Origin of the sequence: Neorhizobium sp. T25_27, from assembly GCF_002968565.1 — a bacterium.
GTDB lineage: Bacteria > Pseudomonadota > Alphaproteobacteria > Rhizobiales > Rhizobiaceae > Neorhizobium > Neorhizobium tomejilense.
Genome location: NZ_PVBJ01000017.1, coordinates 23586 through 42396 on the forward strand (window position 1 = coordinate 23586; position 18811 = coordinate 42396).

Consider the following 18811-nt stretch of genomic DNA (forward strand, 5'->3'; position numbering starts at 1 on the left):
TTCGTTTGAATTCATAGCACACTAAAGCGCTGCGCATATTGAATCGAAACATCGTACTTTCCGAAAATCGATTCCGATTTTTGGGTCGATGCTGTAGGGATTTAGGTCGAGGAGCCCTAAATGCGCTTCGATTGGCTGCAACAGCAGTCTGGACGCAACGGCGAGACGAAAGGCAAGAACGCATGGCAGCGCGCACGATACTCCTGGTGGACGACGACGACGATCTGCGCGAGACGCTTGTCGAGCAGTTGTCGTTCTATGACGAGTTCGCAATCCTCCAGGAGGCGAATGCGGCCAAGGCGCTGCAGACCGCCAAGAATGCCCAGATCGACCTGCTGATCATGGATGTCGGCCTGCCGGACATGGACGGCCGCGAGGCGGTGAAACTGCTGCGCAAGAATGGCTTCAAGGCGCCGATCATCATGCTGACCGGCCACGACACCGATTCCGACACGATTCTCGGCCTCGAAGCCGGCGCCAACGACTATGTGACGAAGCCCTTCCGCTTCGCCGTGCTGCTCGCGCGCATCCGTGCCCAGCTTCGCCAGTACGAGCAGAGCGAGGACGCCACCTTCACGGTCGGCCCCTATCTCTTCAAGCCGAGTCAGAAGCTGCTGACCACCGAGGACGGCAAGAAGATTCGCCTGACCGAAAAGGAAGCGGCGATCATTCGCTACCTCTATCGCGCCGGCCAGAAGGTAGTGACCCGCGATGTCCTCCTGGAGGAAGTCTGGGGCTATAATTCCGGCGTGACTACGCATACGCTGGAAACCCATGTCTACCGTCTTCGCCAGAAGATCGAGCGCGATCCGTCGAGCGCCGAAATCCTGGTCACTGAAAACGGCGGCTACAAGATCGTACCGTAAAGGGCCCTGATGTCGCTGACCGAAGATATCCGCCTGCTTTCGCAGGTTCCGCTGTTCCGGGACATGAACGACGACCAGCTGCGCCTCGTCGCCTTCGGTGCCGAGCGTCGGCAGGTGACGACCGGCCAGCAGCTGTTCCGGGAGAAATCCCCGGCGGAATCGGCCTTCATCGTCGCCAGGGGCCGTTTCGAGCTGCTGATGGCGGATCGGGGCGGCGAGTTGAAGGTGGAGGCGACAGTCGGTCCCGGTACGCTGCTGTCGGAGCTGGCGCTCGTGACCATGGTGGAGCGCAAGTTCACCGCGATTGCGATCGAGGATTCCGAGGCCTTGAAGATCAGCCGTTCGCTGTTCCACCGCCTGCTGGAGGAATATCCGCAGGTCGGCCGAGTGATCGAAAGCCGCATCCGCGACAACATCGCCAGCCTCGCCAGGGCGGCGGCGGCGATGCAGGACCGGTTTGCCTGAGGCTTCTTGCTAATCTAACCGAGCTCGCAGCCCCCTCACCCGGCCTCCGCTTTGCTCGGCCACCCTCTCCCCAAGGGGAGAGGAAGAACGGCCGCGGCGCGGCATATCTCTTCTCCCCAACGGGGAGAAGGTGCCGGCAGGCGGATGAGGGGGTCGCAGTCCCACAGCGAATCGCGATGGATAGATCCACCGATCTCAGAATTTAAACACCGCCGTCACCGGCACGTGGTCGGAAGGCTGGTTCCAGCCCCGGGCTTCCTTCAGCACGTCGATGCGGTCGAGGAACGGCCCGAGATCGGGCGAGGACCAGATATGGTCGAGCCGCCGGCCCTTGTTCGCCGCTTCCCAGTCCTTGGCGCGGTAGCTCCACCACGTGTAGATCTTTTCGGGCTCCGGCGTATGCTGGCGCATCAGGTCGAGCCAGCCGCCCTTGGCGATGATCTCCTTCATTCCGTCGGTCTCGACAGGCGTATGGCTGACGATCTTCAGGAGCTGCTTGTGCGACCAGACGTCGTGCTCCAGCGGCGCGATATTGAGGTCGCCGACGAGGACAGAGGAAATGCCGGGCATCGCGTCGGCCTTCAGCGCCTTCATCTCCTCGATGAAATCGAGCTTGTGGCCGAATTTCGGGTTGATCGTCCGGTCCGGCTCGTCGCCGCCGGCGGGCACGTAGAAATTATGCAGGCGGATCCGCCGCGAGCCGCGCTCGAAGAGCGCCGAGATGTGCCGGGCATCGCCGACATTGCAGTAGTTCTGGCGATGGTCTTCGAGGAGCGGCACTTTCGAGGCGATGGCGACGCCGTGATAGCCCTTCTGGCCGTGGATGATGATGTGCTGGTAACCGAGGTCCTTCAGCGGCTGCAGCGGGAACTCGGGCTCCTGGCACTTGATTTCCTGCAGGCAGAGAATGTCCGGCTTGTGGCGGACGAGGAACTGCTGGACGATCGGCATGCGCAGCCGCACGGAGTTGATATTCCAGGTCGCAATCGAAAATGTCATGATATCCCTCGGGGCTCTGCCCCGCGAGCTTTAGGGAATTTTGCCGTCCGTGAGAAGCAAAAAGGGCCGCCCAGCCAGGCGCAGCCCTTCATTGATTTCAGGCCCTGCCGCGGTCAGCCCTTGCGGACGTCCTCATAGGGGATGATGAAGACCTTATCGTCGAGTTTGACCCCGTTCTGGACGTTGTAGATCATCACCGACGTATCCTTGTTCTGGGCATCGGTGATCGTCCATTGGCGCAGATCGTAGGTCTTGGAATCGAACATCATGGTGATGGTCGAATCGCCGAACACGGTCTTGTTGCCGAGCACGATCGTAGTGAGGTCGGACTCTTCCTTGACGTTGCGGACCATCTGGTTGCCGAGGTCGATGCGGCTCGCCAAAAGCAGGCTGAGCGGCGTCTTGGAGAGCGGATAGATGTCCCAGGTCTTGAGCTTCATATTGCCGATGACGACGTTATTGCCGTCGGCTATGACGCGGATCGGCGAAGGATCCTCGAAGTTGAAGCGCAGCTTGCCGGGGCGCTCGATGAAAAATTTGCCGCCGGTCTGCTCTCCGCGCGGGCCGAACTGCACGAATTCGCCCATCATGGTTTTGACCGAGGAAAAATGGTCGGCGATCTTCTGTGCTGCCGCGCTGCCGGCGCTCTGGGCGAAGCCGAGGTTCGGCGCAAAGGCGGCCACGGCCAGGCCCGCAAGCCCCAGCGAAAACTGCCGGCGGCCGAGCACGCTGGAATTGACGTTTGAAAGGATGGTCTTTTCGTTCTTCATTCTGGTCTCCTTTCGTTACTCCTCCGCACCAAAGGCGGCGGCTTGATGGCCGGCCCGTGGCGATCACGAAAGCCTTACCGTTCGAGGATGTCACCCTCTGTCGGCACCAGGATTTCGCGTTTGCCAGCGTGGTTGGCCGGCCCGATCAGCCCTTCCTGCTCCATCCGCTCGATGAGCGAAGCGGCACGGTTGTAACCGATGCCGAGACGGCGCTGGACATAGGACGTCGACGCCTTGCCGTCCCGCAGCACGATCGCCACCGCCTGGTCGTAAGGGTCGTCCGACTCCGCGAGGTTGGACATGCCGGCCGGGCCGGAACCGTCACCGTCCTCGTCGTCATCGGCCGTGATCGCATCGAGATATTGGGGGTGCCCCTGAGTTTTCAAGTAGGCGACGATGTCTTCGACCTCCGTATCGGAGACGAAAGGCCCGTGGACGCGCTGGATGCGGCCGCCGCCGGCCATGTAGAGCATGTCGCCCATGCCGAGCAGCTGTTCGGCGCCCTGCTCGCCGAGAATGGTGCGGCTGTCGATCTTCGACGTCACCTGGAAGGAGATGCGGGTCGGGAAGTTGGCCTTGATCGTGCCGGTGATGACGTCGACCGACGGGCGCTGGGTCGCCATGATCACATGAATGCCGGCGGCACGCGCCATCTGCGCCAGGCGCTGCACGGCACCTTCGATGTCCTTGCCGGCGACCATCATCAGGTCGGCCATTTCGTCGATGATCACGACGATATAGGGGATCGGCTGGAGATCGAATTCCTCGGTCTCGTACATGGCTTCGCCGGTATGGCGGTCGAAACCGGTCTGAACGGTGCGGGTCAGCACCTCGCCCTTTTCCAGCGCCTGCTCGACGCGGCTGTTGAAGCCGTCGATATTGCGCACGCCAATCTTGGACATCTTCTTGTAGCGCTCTTCCATCTCGCGGACGGTCCACTTGAGCGCGACGACGGCCTTTTTGGGATCGGTCACGACAGGCGACAGGAGGTGCGGGATGCCGTCATAGACTGAGAGTTCGAGCATTTTCGGGTCGATCATGATCAGGCGGCACTTCTCCGGCGTATAGCGGTAGAGAAGCGACAGGATCATCGTGTTGATGGCGACGGATTTGCCCGAACCGGTGGTGCCGGCGACGAGCAGGTGCGGCATCTTGGCGAGGTCGGCCACGACGGGCTCGCCGCCGATCGTCTTGCCGAGCGCCATGGCGAGCTTCGCCTTGCTGCCCTCGAAATCCTTGGAGCCGATCATTTCGCGCAGATAGACCGTCTCGCGGGTGCGGTTCGGCAGTTCGATGCCGATCGCATTGCGGCCGGGAACGACGGCGACGCGGGCGGCGATCGCGCTCATCGAACGGGCGATATCGTCCGCAAGGCCGATGACGCGCGACGACTTGATGCCTGGCGCGGGCTCGAGTTCGTAAAGCGTGACGACCGGGCCGGGGCGAACATGGATGATCTCGCCCTTGACCCCGAAATCTTCGAGAACGCCTTCGAGCAGCCGGGCGTTCTGTTCCAGCGCATCGGCCGACAGCGAAGCGTCGCGGGCGACGGCCTTCGGTTCGTTCAGCAGATGCACGGAGGGAAGCTGAAAACCGTCCGGCGCGATGAACGAGCCCTGGGCTTCGCGGGCAACACGGGCGCTCGGCTTCGGCGGCGCGGCCGACGGCGCCACGCGCTGCTGGACGCGTACGCCGTTGACGGTCTGCGGTGCGCGCGAGGCGACGAACGGTGCATCATCGTCCTCGTCGTCATCGGCAAGGATGCCGGCCGGACGCGGCGGCATATCGTCCAGGTCGAAGGGCGGATCGTAGTCGTCGTCATCGTCATGGCGGGAAATCGGTGGAGCCGCCACCACCCGACGCGGCGAGGTGACCCGCTCGGCGGGACCGTCGAGCGAGGGCTCCATGCGACGGCCGGGGGTCACGGATGCCGCTCGCGCGCGGACCGGCTCGTTCAGCGTCCCGAACTCGTCCTCGTTGAAATCGTAGGGCTGGTCGAAATCCATCCGGCTGCGCGGCTTGATGCCGGCAAGGCGACGCAATCTGGCTTGGGCGATATACCAGTAGTGAGCGATGGCGCCGAACGCCAGGAAACCGGCAAACCGGTCCTCGTCGTCCTCTTCCTCGACCTCTTCACGCTTGGAACGGGTTTTTGCCGCCGCAACCGGCTGGTCGTCGTCCTCGGCATCCTCCTCGAAGGCTTCGCCGACAAGGCCGGAGGCAAACAGCATCAGCCAGGCGCAGGGGATGATGAACAGGCAACCGAGCACCATCGCCACGGTACCTGTCGGATAGGCGCCGACGAACAACGCCGGGAAGCGCAGGATCATGTCGCCGATGACGCCGCCGGTGCCGTTTGGGATCGGCCAGGTGAGCGGCGCGGGAAAGCAGCCCAATGTCGCGGAGGCGAGCAGCGTGCCGCCGCCCCAGGCCGCAAGGCGCGCCGGAACGCGGTCGTATTTGCGCCCGGCGATCAAAGCCAGGGCGAAAGCGAGCACCGGCAGCAGGGCGACGAGACTTGCAAGCCCGAGGAACTGCATCATCAGGTCGGCGAAGGCCGCACCCGGAAAGCCGAGAATATTGGTCGGTGCATTGTCGGTCGCGTAGGAGAAGCTCGGATCGGCGACGTTCCAGGTCGCCAGTGCAGCAACCGCCAGCGCCAATGCGAGGAAGATCCCGAAACCGGCGAGTGCCAGCGCCTGGCGCCACACGAAAGCGGTGAGCACCAGGCGGGTGGACCGGTTTGCCATAGCCGCTGAACTGCTTCTGCCCATCGTGTCTGTCCGCCGTCCTTAAACGCAACTCCAAGCGCGAATCGGCAGCCTGAGACCTGATTCACGCAATTCCAGCGGAGAATAGCGCGACGGTGGTTAATGTCCCTTTAACCAAAACGAGCCCGGCGAAGGCTGAAAACATGAATGAAAAAGCCCGGGTCGAAACCCGGGCCAATGCAGCTTGCGAGGAAGCTGCGGGGTGATCTGCCACGGCGGCGGTTGCCCGCCGCCGCAAATCGTTGATCAGGAGTGATAAGCGGCTTCGCCGTGGGTCGAAAGGTCGAGACCTTCGCGTTCGGCTTCGACGGTGACGCGCAGGCCGACGATCAGATCGACGATCTTGTAGAGGATCGCGGAACCGATGCCGGACCACAGGACAGTGACGATCACGCCCTTGAACTGAGCCCAGACCTGGGTTGCCGTGCCGGCATAGCTTGCAGCGAAGTCAGCCGTCGAATAGTCGACGATGCCTGCGCCACCGAGAGCCGGGTTGACGAACACGCCGGTGAGGATCGCACCGATGATACCGCCGATGCCGTGTACGCCGAAGACGTCAGCCGTATCGTCGTAACCGAACTTGTTCTTGACGGTCGAGACGAAGAAGTAGCAGACCGGCGAGACGATCAGGCCCATGATGATAGCACCCATCGGGCCGACGAAGCCGGCAGCCGGTGTGACCACGACGAGACCGGCAACAGCACCCGAAGCAGCACCCAGCATCGAAGCCTTGCCGCGAGCGAAGGTTTCAACGAGGGCCCAGGCAACGATAGCGGCAGCGGTCGCAACGAAGGTGTTCATCATTGCAAGAGCAGCGTAGGCATTGGCTTCGAGGTTCGAACCGGCATTGAAGCCGAACCAACCGACCCACAGAAGTGCTGCGCCGACCATGGTCAGCGTCATCGAGTGCGGAGCCATCATATCCTTGCCGAAGCCGGTGCGCTTGCCGACCATGATGGCGCCGACGAGACCTGCGATACCAGCGTTGATGTGGACGACGGTGCCGCCTGCGAAGTCGATCGCGCCGAAGCCGAAGATCAGGCCGGTCGGGCCGGAATAGGCGCTCGGGCCGCCCCAGAACCAGACCATATGGGCCATCGGGAAGTAGACGAAGGTGAGCCACAGGATGGTGAAGAGGATGACCGCCGAGAACTTGATACGTTCGGCAAACGCACCGATGATCAGCGCAGGGGTGATGGCCGCGAAGGTCATCTGGAAGCAAACGAAGGCGAGTTCCGGAATGGCCGCACCCTTGGTGAAGCTTTCCGACATCGTCGTCGTATCGACGCCTGCAAGGAACATCTTGGAGAAGCCGCCGATGAAGCTGTTGATCGAGCCGCCGTCAGTGAAGGCGAGCGAATAACCGTAGGTGACCCAGACAATCATCGCCACGGCAGCGATCATCATGACCTGCATGAGAACCGAGAGCATGTTCTTGGCGCGAACGAGACCGCCGTAGAACAGTGCCAGACCAGGCACGATCATCAGCAGGACAAGGATGGAAGAAATCAGCATCCAGGTCGTATCGCCCTTGTCGACCGTCATGGCCGGAGCTGCGGCTGCAGCTTCAGCGGCCGGTGCGGCAGCCGTCTGCGCAAAGGCGACGGCGGGCGCGAGAAGCGCCGCGGCAGCGGCACTCAGGCGCCCCAGAGTGGAAATCCTATTAAATTGCATAGCTAAAAAACTCCCCTGTCAAGCCGTGCTTAAAGCGCTTCTGTGTTGGTTTCGCCGGTACGGATGCGCACGGCCTGCTCGATCGAATAGACGAAGATCTTGCCGTCGCCGATCTGGCCTGTCTTGGCGGCCGAAGCGATCGCTTCCACGGCCTTTTCGACGAGGTCGGAGGGGACTGCGATTTCGATCTTCAGCTTTGGCAGAAAACTTACGGCATATTCGGTACCGCGATAGATTTCGGTGTGTCCCTTTTGGCGCCCGTAACCTTTGACTTCGGTCACGGTCAGGCCCTGGATACCGACAGCCGTGAGGGCTTCGCGCACCTCATCCAGCTTGAACGGCTTGATAATGGCCATCACGATTTTCATCTGGCTTTCCCATCCTTTGTTTGTCCTCGGCCAAGGCCGACTCTCCTCATCGACGTCAAGATCATGACAACGACTGACGAGATACATTCAAGGGGCGTGCCAGTTTCGATGACGTCTATAAGTTATTGAAATGTAAAGGTTTACAACGCAGGTCTCAAAAAACGGGCATTTGGATGGCGCAAATACGTCCAAAACTTGTGCAAAATTGAAAAATTGCACAACTATTAATCATTTGCCTTTTTCCGAATCAGTCCTTCCTGGGCGACCGAAGCGATCAGTGTGCCAGAACGGGTGTAAATGCTGCCGCGGGTCATTCCGCGGGCGCCGGAAGCGCTCGGGCTGTCCTGCGTGTAGAGGAGCCAGTCGTCGAATGTGGCGGGCCTGTGAAACCACATGGCGTGGTCGAGGCTCGCCGCCTGAAGCATCGGATCGAAGATTGACGTACCGTGCGGATAAAGCGACGCATCGAGCAGCGTCATGTCGGAGAGATAGGCGAGCACGGCTGCCTGATAGTGGCGGTCGGACGGCACCTCGCCGACAGTCCGGACCCAGATGTCCTGCCGTGGTTCGAGCTTGTCCCTGGTCAGATAATGCACGAGCGAGGTCGGGCGCACTTCGATCGGCCGCTCCCGGCTCCAGTAGCGACGCACGTTCTCCGGCGCCTTCTTGAGGAAGAGTTCTTTGAACTCCTTCTCCCCCATCAGATCCTCCGGCTGGGTCACCGAAGGCATGTCGATCTGGTGATCATAACCGCCCTCCTCCACCTGGAAGGAGGCGGACATGGCAAAGATCGCCTTGCCGTGCTGCACTGCCACCGCCCGGCGGGTGGTGAAGCTTGACCCGTCGCGGATACGCTCCACCTGATAGAGGATCGGAACGGAAGGATCGCCGGGGCGCATGAAATAGGCATGCAGCGAATGCACGAAACGATCGGCCTCGACGGTCCGCTGGGCGGCCATCAGGGCCTGGGCGATCACCTGGCCGCCGAATACCCGCTGCCAGCCGACATCGGGACTGGTGCCGCGATAGATGTTCTCCTCGAGCTTTTCGAGGTCGAGGGTGGCGATGAGCTGTTCCATGGCGGAGGGGGATTCGGTCTGGCGCGACATTATGACGAACTCCGGCGATAGGAAGCGGCTGTCGGATGATCTATATCCACCACATGATATTCTCAAGTCTCACGGGAGTTTAGGCAAATGCTGGACATGCTGGTTGTAGGAGGCGGTTATGTGGGTCTCGCCGCCGCCGTCGCGGTCAAGCAGGCGGCACCGCATCTGCAGGTCGAGGTGATCGAGGCGGCTCCTGCCGGCGTCTGGGAAAAGGACGAGCGGGCCTCCGCCATCATCGCCGCCGCAACCTGCATGCTCGACGTCATCGGCGTCTGGAACGAGATTGCCGTGGACGCCCAGCCGATCAACCGGATGGTCGTCACCGACAGCCGCACGTCCGATCCGGTGCGGCCGGTCTTCCTGACCTTCGACGGCGAAATCGAGGAGGGCAGGCCGTTTGCCCACATGGTGCCGAACGTCGCCATGGTGCGGGCCCTGCGCGGCGCCGCCGAACGCCTCGGGATTGCCATCCGCCACGGACTTTCCGCCACCGGCTTCCAGTCCGGCAGCACCCGTTGCACCGTATCGCTCTCCGACGGCTCGACGGTCGAGACCCGCCTTCTGGTCGCCTGCGACGGCGTGCGCTCCAAACTGCGCGACATGGCTGGCATCAAGACCGTCACCTGGGATTACGGCCAGTCGGGCATCGTCGCGACGGTTGCCCACGAGCGGCCGCATGAAGGCGTGGCGGAAGAACATTTCCTGCCGTCCGGCCCGTTTGCCATCCTGCCGCTCACCAACAACCGTTCCTCGCTGGTGTGGACCGAACGGACGGCGGAGGCCAACCGGCTGGTCGCCGCCGACGATCTGGTGTTCGAGGAAGAGCTGCAGCGCCGTTTCGGCCATAAGCTCGGCGAGCTGACGGTGGCCGGCGACAAACGCGCCTTCCCGCTCGGTCTGACGCTTGCCCGCGCCTTCGTGGCCCCGCGCGTCGCCCTTGCCGGCGATGCGGCGCACGGCATCCATCCGATTTCCGGCCAGGGCCTCAATCTCGGCTTCAAGGACGTCGCGGCACTCGCCGAGACGGTGGTCGAAGCCGACCGGCTCGGCCTCGACATCGGCGCGCTCAACGTGCTGGAGCGCTACCAGTCCTGGCGGCGGTTCGATACGTTCCGCATGGGGGTTACCACCGACGTGCTGAACCGGCTGTTCTCCAACGACATCACTCCGATCCGCATCGCCCGCGACTTCGGCCTCGGCATCGTCGAAAAACTCCCGAAGCTGAAGACCTTCTTCATCGACCAGGCGGCCGGAAAGAGCGGCGAAGAAGGCCCCAAACTGCTCGCGGGCGAGGCGATCTAACCACGCGTCCGACAGCCTCTCAGTCTTCGATCTTGCGGGCCTCGGAAATCAGCATGATCGGGATACCGTCGCGGATCGGGTAGGCAAGTTGCGCCTTCTGGGAGATGAGCTCGTTGGTCTCCCGGTTGAGGGACAGCCGGCTCTTGGAGAGCGGGCAGACGAGCAGGTCGAGCAGTTTCGGATCGACCTTGCTGAGTTTCTCGTCCATGCGCTTGGGCCTTACTGGAGGATGGTGTCGGAATCGCCGAAATCGCGCGCCAGCAGGATTTCCGTGATGGCGATCAGCGTTTCGGCGCGCGTGCGCAGGTCCGGCGCTTCGAGGAGGGCCTGCTTCTCGGCAGGCCCGAAGGGCGACATCATCGACAGGGAGTTGACGAGCGTGCGGTTGCCGGCGCGCTCGACGCTTTCCCAATCCGCCTCCAGCTTGTTGGCGTCGAGATAGGCGCGGAAGACGCGCAGCAATTCGGCGCGGTCGACCGTACCCTCGTCGTCCTCGGTGGAGAGGTCCGTCATCATCGGCGCGATCTTGAAGGTGCGATAGGGATGGCCGTGGCCCACTTCTTCGATGAGCCGGAACCGGCAAATGCCGCTGATCGAGGTGATGTATCGGCCGTCGCCGGTTTCGGCAAACGATGTGATGCGGCCGATGCAGCCGACCGTCGAGAGCGGAGCCCGCGGGCCTTCGACGGCCTCGCCGGATTCAAGCAACGACGGCTGTACGATACCGATCAGCCGGTTACCTGCAAGCGCCGCGTCGAACATGGCGAGATACCGTGGCTCGAAGATGTTGAGCGGCAGCTGTCCGCCCGGCAGAAGCAACGCGCCGGTAAGAGGAAAGACAGGAACCGTCTCCGGCAGATCCTCCCGCTTCAGATATCTCGCATTTCCCACATGCATGGGTCCGACACCTCCCAGACGACCACTGGCTCAGACCAAAGATTCGCCGCTCGGAATAATGTGGGGCACCCACCGGAGAACGCAAGGCCAATCCTTGAGGATTGGCCTTGGCTGCGAACACGGACCCGTGTTTACGAAAACAGGTCCCCGTCTACGAAAACAGGATTGAGGACAGGCGGCGGCGGGCGGCGATCGTCGCCGGATCCTTCGGTCCCCAGACATCAAAGAATGCCAGGAGCTGGCGGCGGGCGCCGTCGTCGTCGAACGTGCGGTCCTTGCGCATGATCGTCAGCAGGTGCTCGGCAGCCTTGTCCCGTTCGCCCTGGACGTTGAGGATCTTGGCGAGCTTCAGGCGGGCATCGTGGTCGTCCGGGTTGGCATCGAGCTGGCGCTCGAGAGCCACCGGATCGCCGAGCTTGCGGGCTTCCTCGATCTGCTCGAGCTTCTTGGCGACCGCCTGGATCGCCGGTTCCTTGGCAAGCTCTTCCGGCAGGGAGGCGAGCATCTGGCTGGCACGCGCCGTCTCGCCCGTGGCGATCAGGCACTGCATCATCCCGGCGGCAGCCTTGGCATTTTCCGGATCGGCCTGCAGGACGGCGCCGTAAAGCTGGGCGGCTTCCTGGATTTCACCGCCGGCAAGCAGGGTCTCTGCTTCGGCGAGAGCCGCTTCGATCTCGGCAGCCTGATCGGCGCCTGGAGGTCCTGCGAGCTTGTCGATGAACTGGCGAACCTGGCTTTCCGGCACCGCGCCCATGAAACCGTCGACCGGACGGCCGTCGACGAAGGCGATGACGGCCGGGATCGACTGGATGCCGAGCTGGCCCGGGATCGACGGGTGATCATCGATATTCATCTTGACGAGCTTGACCCGGCCCTGGCCTTCGTTGACGACCTTTTCGAGCACCGGCGTCAGCTGCTTGCATGGACCGCACCAGGGCGCCCAGAAATCGACGAGAACCGGCTGGCGGCGCGATTCTTCGAGCACGTCCTTGGTGAAGCCGGCGGTGCTGGTGTCGGATACATAGACCCCGGCAGGACCCGATGCGGCCGGCGCCGCCCCAAAGCTTGCCGAAGCAGTCATCTGCCCGCCGTAGGAACCGCCATAGGGGTTATTGCTGCCGCTCATGAATGTTCTCCCGGGAACGCTTTCGCATCTTTGCCATATAGGCTGCAAAGATCGTATGTCAGTCTGTCACTTTCAAGACAAGCGGCGCGTGGCCGGTCGCCTCGAGAAAGCGGATGAGATCGCTGCTGGCAATGGAGGTCGTGGCATCGTTCGACAGCGGATGGCCATTGATGATGTCGTGCTTCAGGAGGTCTTCGTCGAGCACGAAGGTAACATTTCGGCCCGTATCGTTGAACGCGCCGAATACCGTCACCGAACCGGGAACCACGCCGAGATATTCCAGAAGCATTTCGGGCCGGCCGAACGAGACGCGGCTCGACGCTCCGATCACCTTGTGCACGGTCTTCAGGTCGACCGTCGCGCGCTCCTCGACCGTCAGGACGAAATACTGGTCCTTCTTGTCCTTCACGAACAGGTTCTTCGTATGGCCTCCGGGGATTTCGTCACGCAGGCTTTCGGATTCCGCCACGGTGAAAACCGGCGGGTGCGTCTTGGTCGAATGGGGAATATCCAGGCTGTCGAGGAAACGGAAAAGATCCTCGGCGGTTTTCGGCTTTGTCTCTGTCATGCTGATGGAATTGGCTCTGTTGGCGGGCGGGCGGACTATAACCGGAATGGTTGGGCCGGCCAAGGCAGGTGCACACGATCTCGTGAGGCGCTTGACCTGGTCTGACGGCCGACCATCTAATCAGACGTGGAACCGGTCTGCGGCATCCGATCGGCGGTCGGCAGCCAATTGATAAATAATAAAGACTCCAGTTCACTCAGGTTTTTTCGCGCACTGTTTCGCGCCCTCGATACCGGCCCCGGCCGATATTAGCCGCTCAATCTCCAAGGCCGGCGCAGCGCCCGGCTTCTTAACTGAAAGGTCTGCCTCATGGTCACCTTCACGCTCAACGGACAGGAAAGAACGTTCGACGGCGACCCCGACACCCCACTTCTCTGGGTCATCCGCGACTTCGAAAAACTCACCGGCACCAAATACGGCTGCGGCGTCGCCCAGTGCGGCGCCTGCACGGTACATCTGGACGGTATGCCGCGCCGCTCCTGCGTGACCCCAATCGCGACGATCGAAGGTTCGGACGTGGTCACCATCGAAGGTGTTTCCGGCAAGGAAGCCGATGCGGTGAAGACGGCCTGGGCGGGCCTTGACGTGCCCCAATGCGGTTACTGCCAGTCCGGACAGGTCATGTCGGCAGTCGCCCTGCTGCAGATGGTGCCGAAGCCGACGGATGCCGATATCGACGGCGCGATGACCGGCAATATCTGTCGATGCGCCACCTACCATCGCATCCGCGCGGCAATCCACAACGCCGCCAATTCGATGGAGGGCTGAGCAATGACCATCCAGGACATCAACACCACCCGCCGCGGTTTTCTCGCCGGCTCCGGCCTCGTCATCGGCGTCGCGATTGCGCCAAAGATGCTCTCCGCTGCCCAAACCGGCGTGCACGCCGGCGGCGATCCGGCGCTTGCGCCGATGAATGCCTTCGTCAAGATCGGCACCGACGACACCGTGACCGTGCTTTCCAAGCACATCGAATTCGGCCAGGGCCCATTCACCGGCCTTGCCACGCTGGTGGCAGAAGAACTCGATGCCGACTGGAGCCAGATGCGCGCCGTCCATTCGCCGACCGACAACAAGGTCTATGCCAACCTGAGTTTCGGCCTGCAGGGAACCGGCGGTTCGAGCGCGATTGCCAATTCCTACGAGCAGATGCGCAAGGCAGGCGCCACCGCGCGGGCGATGCTGGTCGCGGCCGCCGCCGAAGACTGGAAGGTGCCGGCCTCCGAGATCACCGTCCAGAAGGGCCGCATCAGGCACGCCGGCTCCAACAAGGAGAGCGGTTTCGGCGCATTTGCCGAAAAGGCTACCCGCCAGACGCCGCCTGCCGAGCCGAAACTCAAAGACCCCAAGGATTTCGTGCTGATCGGCACCGACCTGCCGAAGCTCGACACCCACGGCAAGACCAACGGCACGGCGATCTTTACGCTCGACATCACGCCGGACAACCTGCTGATCGCCGTCGTCGCCCATCCGGAGCATTTCGGCGCGACGGTGAAGAGCTTCGACGATGCCGAAGCCCGCAAGGTGCAGGGCGTGGTCGACGTGAAGCAGGTGCCGTCGGGCATTGCCGTTTATGCGGACAACACGTTTGCGGCGCTCAAGGGCCGCGATGCGCTGAGCATCGAATGGGACCTCTCCAAGGCCGAAACCCGCTCCTCGGAAGAACTTTCCGCCGATTACCGGAAGCTCTTCGCCGAAAAGGGGCTTGAAGCGACCAATAACGGCAATGTCGACGACGCCTTCAAGGCGTCCGGCCTGCAGACCGTGGAAGCCGAGATCGTCTTCCCCTTCCTGGCGCATGCGCCGATGGAACCGCTCGACGCCGTCTTCATCAAGGCGGCCGACGGATCGGTCGATATCTATAACGGCGCCCAGTTCCCGGGCATGGACCAGTCGGTCGCCGCCAAGGTCCTCGGGCTCGACGAGGCGAAGGTCAGGGTGAACACCCAGCTCGCCGGCGGCAGCTTCGGCCGCAAGGCGCAGTTCGGCTCGCCCTACATACAGGAAGCGGCAGCCGTCTATGCCGCCACCGATCGTAGCCGCCCCCTGAAGCACATGTGGACCCGCGAGGACGACATTCGCGGCGGCTTCTACCGCCCGATGTATGCCCACAGGATGCGTGGCGCCATCAATGCGCAGGGCCAGATCACGGCCTGGGAACAGGTGATCGTCGGCCAGTCGATCATGGGCAAGGCGGATCTCGACGAGAGCTCCGTCGAAGGTGCTTCGAACCTGCCCTACACGATCCCGAACCTGAAGGTCAGCGCCCATAACGTCCAGCTCTCCATCCCGCCGCTCTGGTGGCGATCGGTCGGCCACACCCATACCGGCTTTGCAGTCGAGACCTTCGTCGACGAGCTGTTCCAGAAGATCGGCAAGGATCCGGTCGAGGGACGGCTTGCGCTGCTTGGCGAAAAGCCGCGTCATGCAGGCGTGCTGAGGAAGGCTGCTGAAATGGCCAACTGGGGCTCGCCGGCTCCGGAAGGCCGCGCCCGCGGCGTTGCGGTGGTCGAGAGCTTCGGCAGCTTCGTCGGCCAGGTCGTCGAAGTCTCGATCGGGCCGGAAGGCGCACCGCGTGTCCACAAGGTCTGGTGTGCGGTCGATTGCGGCGTCGCCGTCAATCCGAACGTCATCAAGGCGCAGATGGAAGGCGGCATCGGCTACGGCCTCGGCGCGGTTCTCTTCGACGCGGTGACGTTGGCCAAGGGCGGCAAGATCGTGCAGTCGAACTTCCACGACTACCGCTCCATCCGCATCAACGAGATGCCGGACGTGGCGGTGGAGATCATCAAGTCGAGCGAAAAGCCGAGCGGCGTCGGCGAACCTGGCGTGCCGCCTGTCGGTCCGGCGGTTGCCAATGCCTGGCGTCGCCTGACGGGAGCGCCGGTCCGGCAGCTGCCTATCGTCAACATCGTTTCGTCCTGAGGATCAAACCCCGATGAATTGGAAACTCGCTATCACCGGCGTCGCTACCCTCTGTCTTTTCGTGGGCGCCGGCACGCTGCTGTCGCCCACCTCGGTCGCCCAGGACGCCAAGACAGACGCCAAGACGCTGAAGCCCGCCGCGTCCTTCGAGACGATCGCCAACCAGCGGGAACGCTCCGTGGCGCTCTTCCAGGAGGCCGGCAAGGTCATCCAGCACCCGCGCTGCGTCAACTGTCACCCGGCGACCGAACGGCCGCTGCAGGGCGCCAACATGCACCCGCACCAGCCGCCGGTGGTCCGCGGCGACGGCGGCATGGGCCTGCCAGGCATGCAATGCACCACCTGCCACAGTGCGGAAAACACGCCCGTTGTCGGCCAGGCCGACACGATCAAGAGCATTCCGGGCAATCCCGCCTGGCATCTCGCACCGATCGAAATGGCCTGGGTCGGCAAGTCGCTCGGCCAGATCTGCCAGCAGATCAAGGACCCGGGCCGTAACGGCGGCAAGACCATGGATCAGATCGTCGAGCACATGGCGCATGACGAACTGGTCGGCTGGGGCTGGAACCCGGGTGCCGGACGCGAACCGGTGCCGGGCACCCAGGCCGAATTCGGCGAGCTGATCAGCGCCTGGGTGAAGTCCGGAGCGGCCTGTCCGGCCTCCTGAGAATGAAGCAGCCGCCGGTTCTGGCCGGAACCGGCGGTTTGCAGGGGCTTTGGCGGGATCGCAATTTTTCTTGGCGCCAATCGTCATTTCCCTGTTGCATTTGAAAAAGGACTGGGCCATATAGCGCCCGTCGCCGGCAACGAGCCACGACGCCACGGTCAAGCTTTACTACCACGGACCGGTGGATTGATGAGCGGGTGTAGCTCAGTGGTAGAGCACAACCTTGCCAAGGTTGGGGTCGAGGGTTCGAATCCCTTCGCCCGCTCCAAATTCCCTTTTGAGACTATACTCTACCAGCCCGGCCACAGGGCCAAGACGCTCGACAGCGACGCCCCGATTGCAGACGCAAAGCGGGCGCTTTCGCTCCAGCACCTTTCCCCATGAATTTAATGATTCCCGCATGTTCACCGAATGCGCGAGATGGCATATTAGTTGCAACCGTCCATGCGATCGCACCAGTGATTCGGCGGTTGAACTGGAGATCTGCCGTCATGGAATCTCGCCCGCACCACCCAAAGCTCAGTGAGAAAACCGCTATTGAAACCATGCGACGCCTCGAGGGCATCGTCGCTTCTGCAATGGACGGGATCATCACTATTGACGACGAACAACGGGTGATCCTGTTCAATCCGGCCGCAGAGCGCATGTTCGGGCTGGCGGCCAACGAGGCGCTTGGCCAGCACATCTCCCGTTTCATGCCGGAACGCCATCGCCCGACCCACGCGGCGCATATTCATCGTTTCACCGAAACCGGCGTGACCACCCGGCAGATGGGATCGCTGGGTGCCATCAGCGGTTTGCGCGCCGACGGCCAGGAATTTCCGATCGAGGCGTCGATCTCGCAGGTGGAGATCGGCGGCGAGCGCCTGGCCACCGTCATCCTGCGCGACATCACCGAGCGAAAGGCCGCCGAGGATGCCCTGCTGGAAAGCCGGCGACGCATGGAGGGGATCGTGGAATCGGCGATGGATGCGCTGATCACCGTCGATGAAGGCCAGCGGATCGTGCTGTTCAACCCGGCCGCCGAGCGCATGTTCGGCATCGCAAGCGAGGATGCGATCGGCTCGCCGATCGAACGCTTCATCCCCGAGCGGTTTCGGCATGGGCATGCCGAACATATCCGCCTCTTCAAGGAGACCGGCGTTACAAACCGCCGGATGGGTGCATTGGGGGCGATCAGCGGGCTGCGCGCCAATGGCGAGGAATTCCCTGTCGAGGCATCGATCTCGCAGGTACAGATCGGCGACGGAAAGCTGGCAACGGTCATCTTGCGCGACATCACCGAACGCAAGGCCAACGAGGATTCCCGCCAGTTGCTGGCCCGCGAGGTCGATCACCGGGCCAAGAACGCCCTGGCGGTTGTGCAGGCGCTGGTCTCTCTGACCCGTGCCGAAACCAAGGAGGCTTTCATCGTCGCAGTTCGAGGCCGCGTTTCGGCACTGAGCCGCGCCCACTCGCTGCTCGCCCAGAACCGTTGGCAGGGCGGAGACCTCGCTGCGGTCCTCACCGAGGAAACCCGGGCCTATCAGAACGTCAATCAGCTGATGATCGGCGGGCCCGCCGTCACTCTCACCCCCAATACCGTGCAGCCGGTCAGCCTCCTCATCCACGAGCTTGCCACCAACGCCGTCAAATACGGGGCGTTGTCGGTCACGGAAGGGCGCGTCGATGTCTCCTGGCGCATCCTGCCCTCTCTGGAACTGGAGCTCCGCTGGACCGAGACCGGCGGGCCAGCGGTGCAGAAGCCGGAATCCAGGGGTTTCGGCTCCACCTTGGTGACGGAAGTCGCCACCCGTCAATTGGCGGGCGAACTCGACATCAGCTGGCCGCCAACCGGTATGCGCCTGATCGCGACTCTGCCCCGATCCGTCTACCGTCCCGACATTTCGGCCGGCTCGGTCCTCGGCGAGGAGGTCGCGCCGAGGTCATCGGAACCCGGCTCGGCGGGGCGGATACTTGTCGTCGAGGACGAGACCCTCATCGCCATGGAGCTCTGCAGCGAACTTGAATCGCGCGGCTGGGAAATTGTCGGACCGGCGGCAACTGCCGATGAAGCCATGCGCCTGGTCGACGGCTCGCAGCTTCCCGACGTCGCAGTCCTCGATGTCAATCTCGGGGGAAAGCCCGTCTACCCATTTGCGGAATGGCTGCAGACCCATGGCGTGCCCTTCCTGTTCTGCACCGGATATGAGCAGCTCGATGATCACCACGGTTTCAGAAACCGGACGACCATCCGGAAACCAGTAAACATGGCGCTGCTGGAAGGCGAACTGCGCCGCATGATCCAGCCGACATAACCGGAAA

At 62.7% G+C, this 18811-nt stretch carries 16 protein-coding genes, 1 tRNA gene and 1 pseudogene; 8 read left to right on the forward strand and 10 right to left on the reverse strand.

Annotated elements, in window-relative coordinates; translation table 11 throughout:
• Positions 1 to 182: 182 nt before the first annotated feature.
• Together C5J24_RS29730 and C5J24_RS29735 are read left to right on the forward strand one after the other, a co-directional pair.
• On the forward strand, positions 183 to 866 hold the full coding sequence (locus C5J24_RS29730) for a response regulator transcription factor (RefSeq protein WP_046637381.1): 684 nt from the start codon (positions 183 to 185) through the stop codon (positions 864 to 866).
• A 9-nt stretch (positions 867 to 875) separates the two neighbouring features.
• Entirely contained in the window at positions 876 to 1331 is a 456-nt protein-coding gene (locus C5J24_RS29735; protein ID WP_105403850.1) for a cyclic nucleotide-binding domain-containing protein, read from the forward strand.
• Positions 1332 to 1526: 195 nt separating this feature from the next.
• On the opposite strand, the gene C5J24_RS29740 is transcribed toward C5J24_RS29735, so the two are convergent.
• The 6 genes from C5J24_RS29740 to tesB form a co-directional block, all read right to left on the reverse strand.
• A complete protein-coding gene (locus C5J24_RS29740) occupies positions 1527 to 2330 on the reverse strand; it encodes an exodeoxyribonuclease III (protein WP_105423215.1) in 804 nt (267 codons plus the stop codon).
• 113 nt (positions 2331 to 2443) lie between these two features.
• Positions 2444 to 3100: an outer membrane lipoprotein carrier protein LolA gene (locus C5J24_RS29745; protein ID WP_105423217.1), complete on the reverse strand. Its 657-nt coding sequence runs from the start codon at positions 3098 to 3100 to the stop codon at positions 2444 to 2446.
• A gap of 74 nt (positions 3101 to 3174) precedes the next feature.
• Positions 3175 to 5874: a DNA translocase FtsK gene (locus tag C5J24_RS29750; RefSeq protein ID WP_105423219.1), complete on the reverse strand. Its 2700-nt coding sequence runs from the start codon at positions 5872 to 5874 to the stop codon at positions 3175 to 3177.
• Between the two features lie 243 nt (positions 5875 to 6117).
• Positions 6118 to 7545 carry an ammonium transporter gene (locus tag C5J24_RS29755; RefSeq protein WP_105423221.1) on the reverse strand — a complete coding sequence of 476 codons (1428 nt, stop codon included), beginning with the start codon at positions 7543 to 7545 and terminating at the stop codon, positions 6118 to 6120.
• A gap of 29 nt (positions 7546 to 7574) precedes the next feature.
• Complete coding sequence (locus C5J24_RS29760) at positions 7575 to 7913, reverse strand: P-II family nitrogen regulator (protein ID WP_105403846.1); 339 nt, start codon at positions 7911 to 7913, stop codon at positions 7575 to 7577.
• 224 nt (positions 7914 to 8137) lie between these two features.
• Positions 8138 to 9022: an acyl-CoA thioesterase II gene (tesB, locus tag C5J24_RS29765; protein WP_105423223.1), complete on the reverse strand. Its 885-nt coding sequence runs from the start codon at positions 9020 to 9022 to the stop codon at positions 8138 to 8140.
• Between the two features lie 84 nt (positions 9023 to 9106).
• On the opposite strand from tesB, the pseudogene C5J24_RS29770 reads away from it, so the two are divergent.
• Positions 9107 to 10324 (forward strand): annotated as a pseudogene (locus C5J24_RS29770) (ubiquinone biosynthesis hydroxylase); the annotation flags it as partial.
• 19 nt (positions 10325 to 10343) lie between these two features.
• Here the strand turns inward: C5J24_RS29770 and C5J24_RS29775 are convergent.
• The 4 genes from C5J24_RS29775 to C5J24_RS29790 form a co-directional block, all read right to left on the reverse strand.
• On the reverse strand, positions 10344 to 10532 hold the full coding sequence (locus C5J24_RS29775) for a Trm112 family protein (RefSeq protein WP_037081395.1): 189 nt from the start codon (positions 10530 to 10532) through the stop codon (positions 10344 to 10346).
• Between the two features lie 11 nt (positions 10533 to 10543).
• Complete coding sequence (locus tag C5J24_RS29780) at positions 10544 to 11221, reverse strand: LON peptidase substrate-binding domain-containing protein (RefSeq protein ID WP_105403843.1); 678 nt, start codon at positions 11219 to 11221, stop codon at positions 10544 to 10546.
• A gap of 151 nt (positions 11222 to 11372) precedes the next feature.
• Complete coding sequence (gene trxA / locus C5J24_RS29785) at positions 11373 to 12347, reverse strand: thioredoxin (protein WP_105423227.1); 975 nt, start codon at positions 12345 to 12347, stop codon at positions 11373 to 11375.
• Between the two features lie 58 nt (positions 12348 to 12405).
• A complete protein-coding gene (locus C5J24_RS29790; RefSeq protein WP_105423229.1) occupies positions 12406 to 12915 on the reverse strand; it encodes a prolyl-tRNA synthetase associated domain-containing protein in 510 nt (169 codons plus the stop codon).
• A 309-nt stretch (positions 12916 to 13224) separates the two neighbouring features.
• Here C5J24_RS29790 and C5J24_RS29795 point away from each other — a divergent pair, with 309 nt between their 5' ends.
• From C5J24_RS29795 to C5J24_RS29815, 5 genes are all read left to right on the forward strand, one after another.
• The gene (locus C5J24_RS29795; RefSeq protein ID WP_037081390.1) at positions 13225 to 13683 is read left to right on the forward strand and encodes a (2Fe-2S)-binding protein; all 459 of its coding nucleotides are present in this window, start codon (positions 13225 to 13227) and stop codon (positions 13681 to 13683) included.
• A gap of 3 nt (positions 13684 to 13686) precedes the next feature.
• A complete protein-coding gene (locus tag C5J24_RS29800; RefSeq protein ID WP_105423231.1) occupies positions 13687 to 15840 on the forward strand; it encodes a xanthine dehydrogenase family protein molybdopterin-binding subunit in 2154 nt (717 codons plus the stop codon).
• Between the two features lie 13 nt (positions 15841 to 15853).
• Positions 15854 to 16507, forward strand: a complete 654-nt coding sequence (locus C5J24_RS29805; RefSeq protein WP_105423233.1) for an Isoquinoline 1-oxidoreductase subunit — start codon at positions 15854 to 15856, stop codon at positions 16505 to 16507.
• Positions 16508 to 16700: 193 nt separating this feature from the next.
• Positions 16701 to 16775 (forward strand) — tRNA-Gly (locus C5J24_RS29810).
• 223 nt (positions 16776 to 16998) lie between these two features.
• Positions 16999 to 18804: a PAS domain S-box protein gene (locus C5J24_RS29815; RefSeq protein WP_105423235.1), complete on the forward strand. Its 1806-nt coding sequence runs from the start codon at positions 16999 to 17001 to the stop codon at positions 18802 to 18804.
• Positions 18805 to 18811 lie beyond the last annotated feature (7 nt).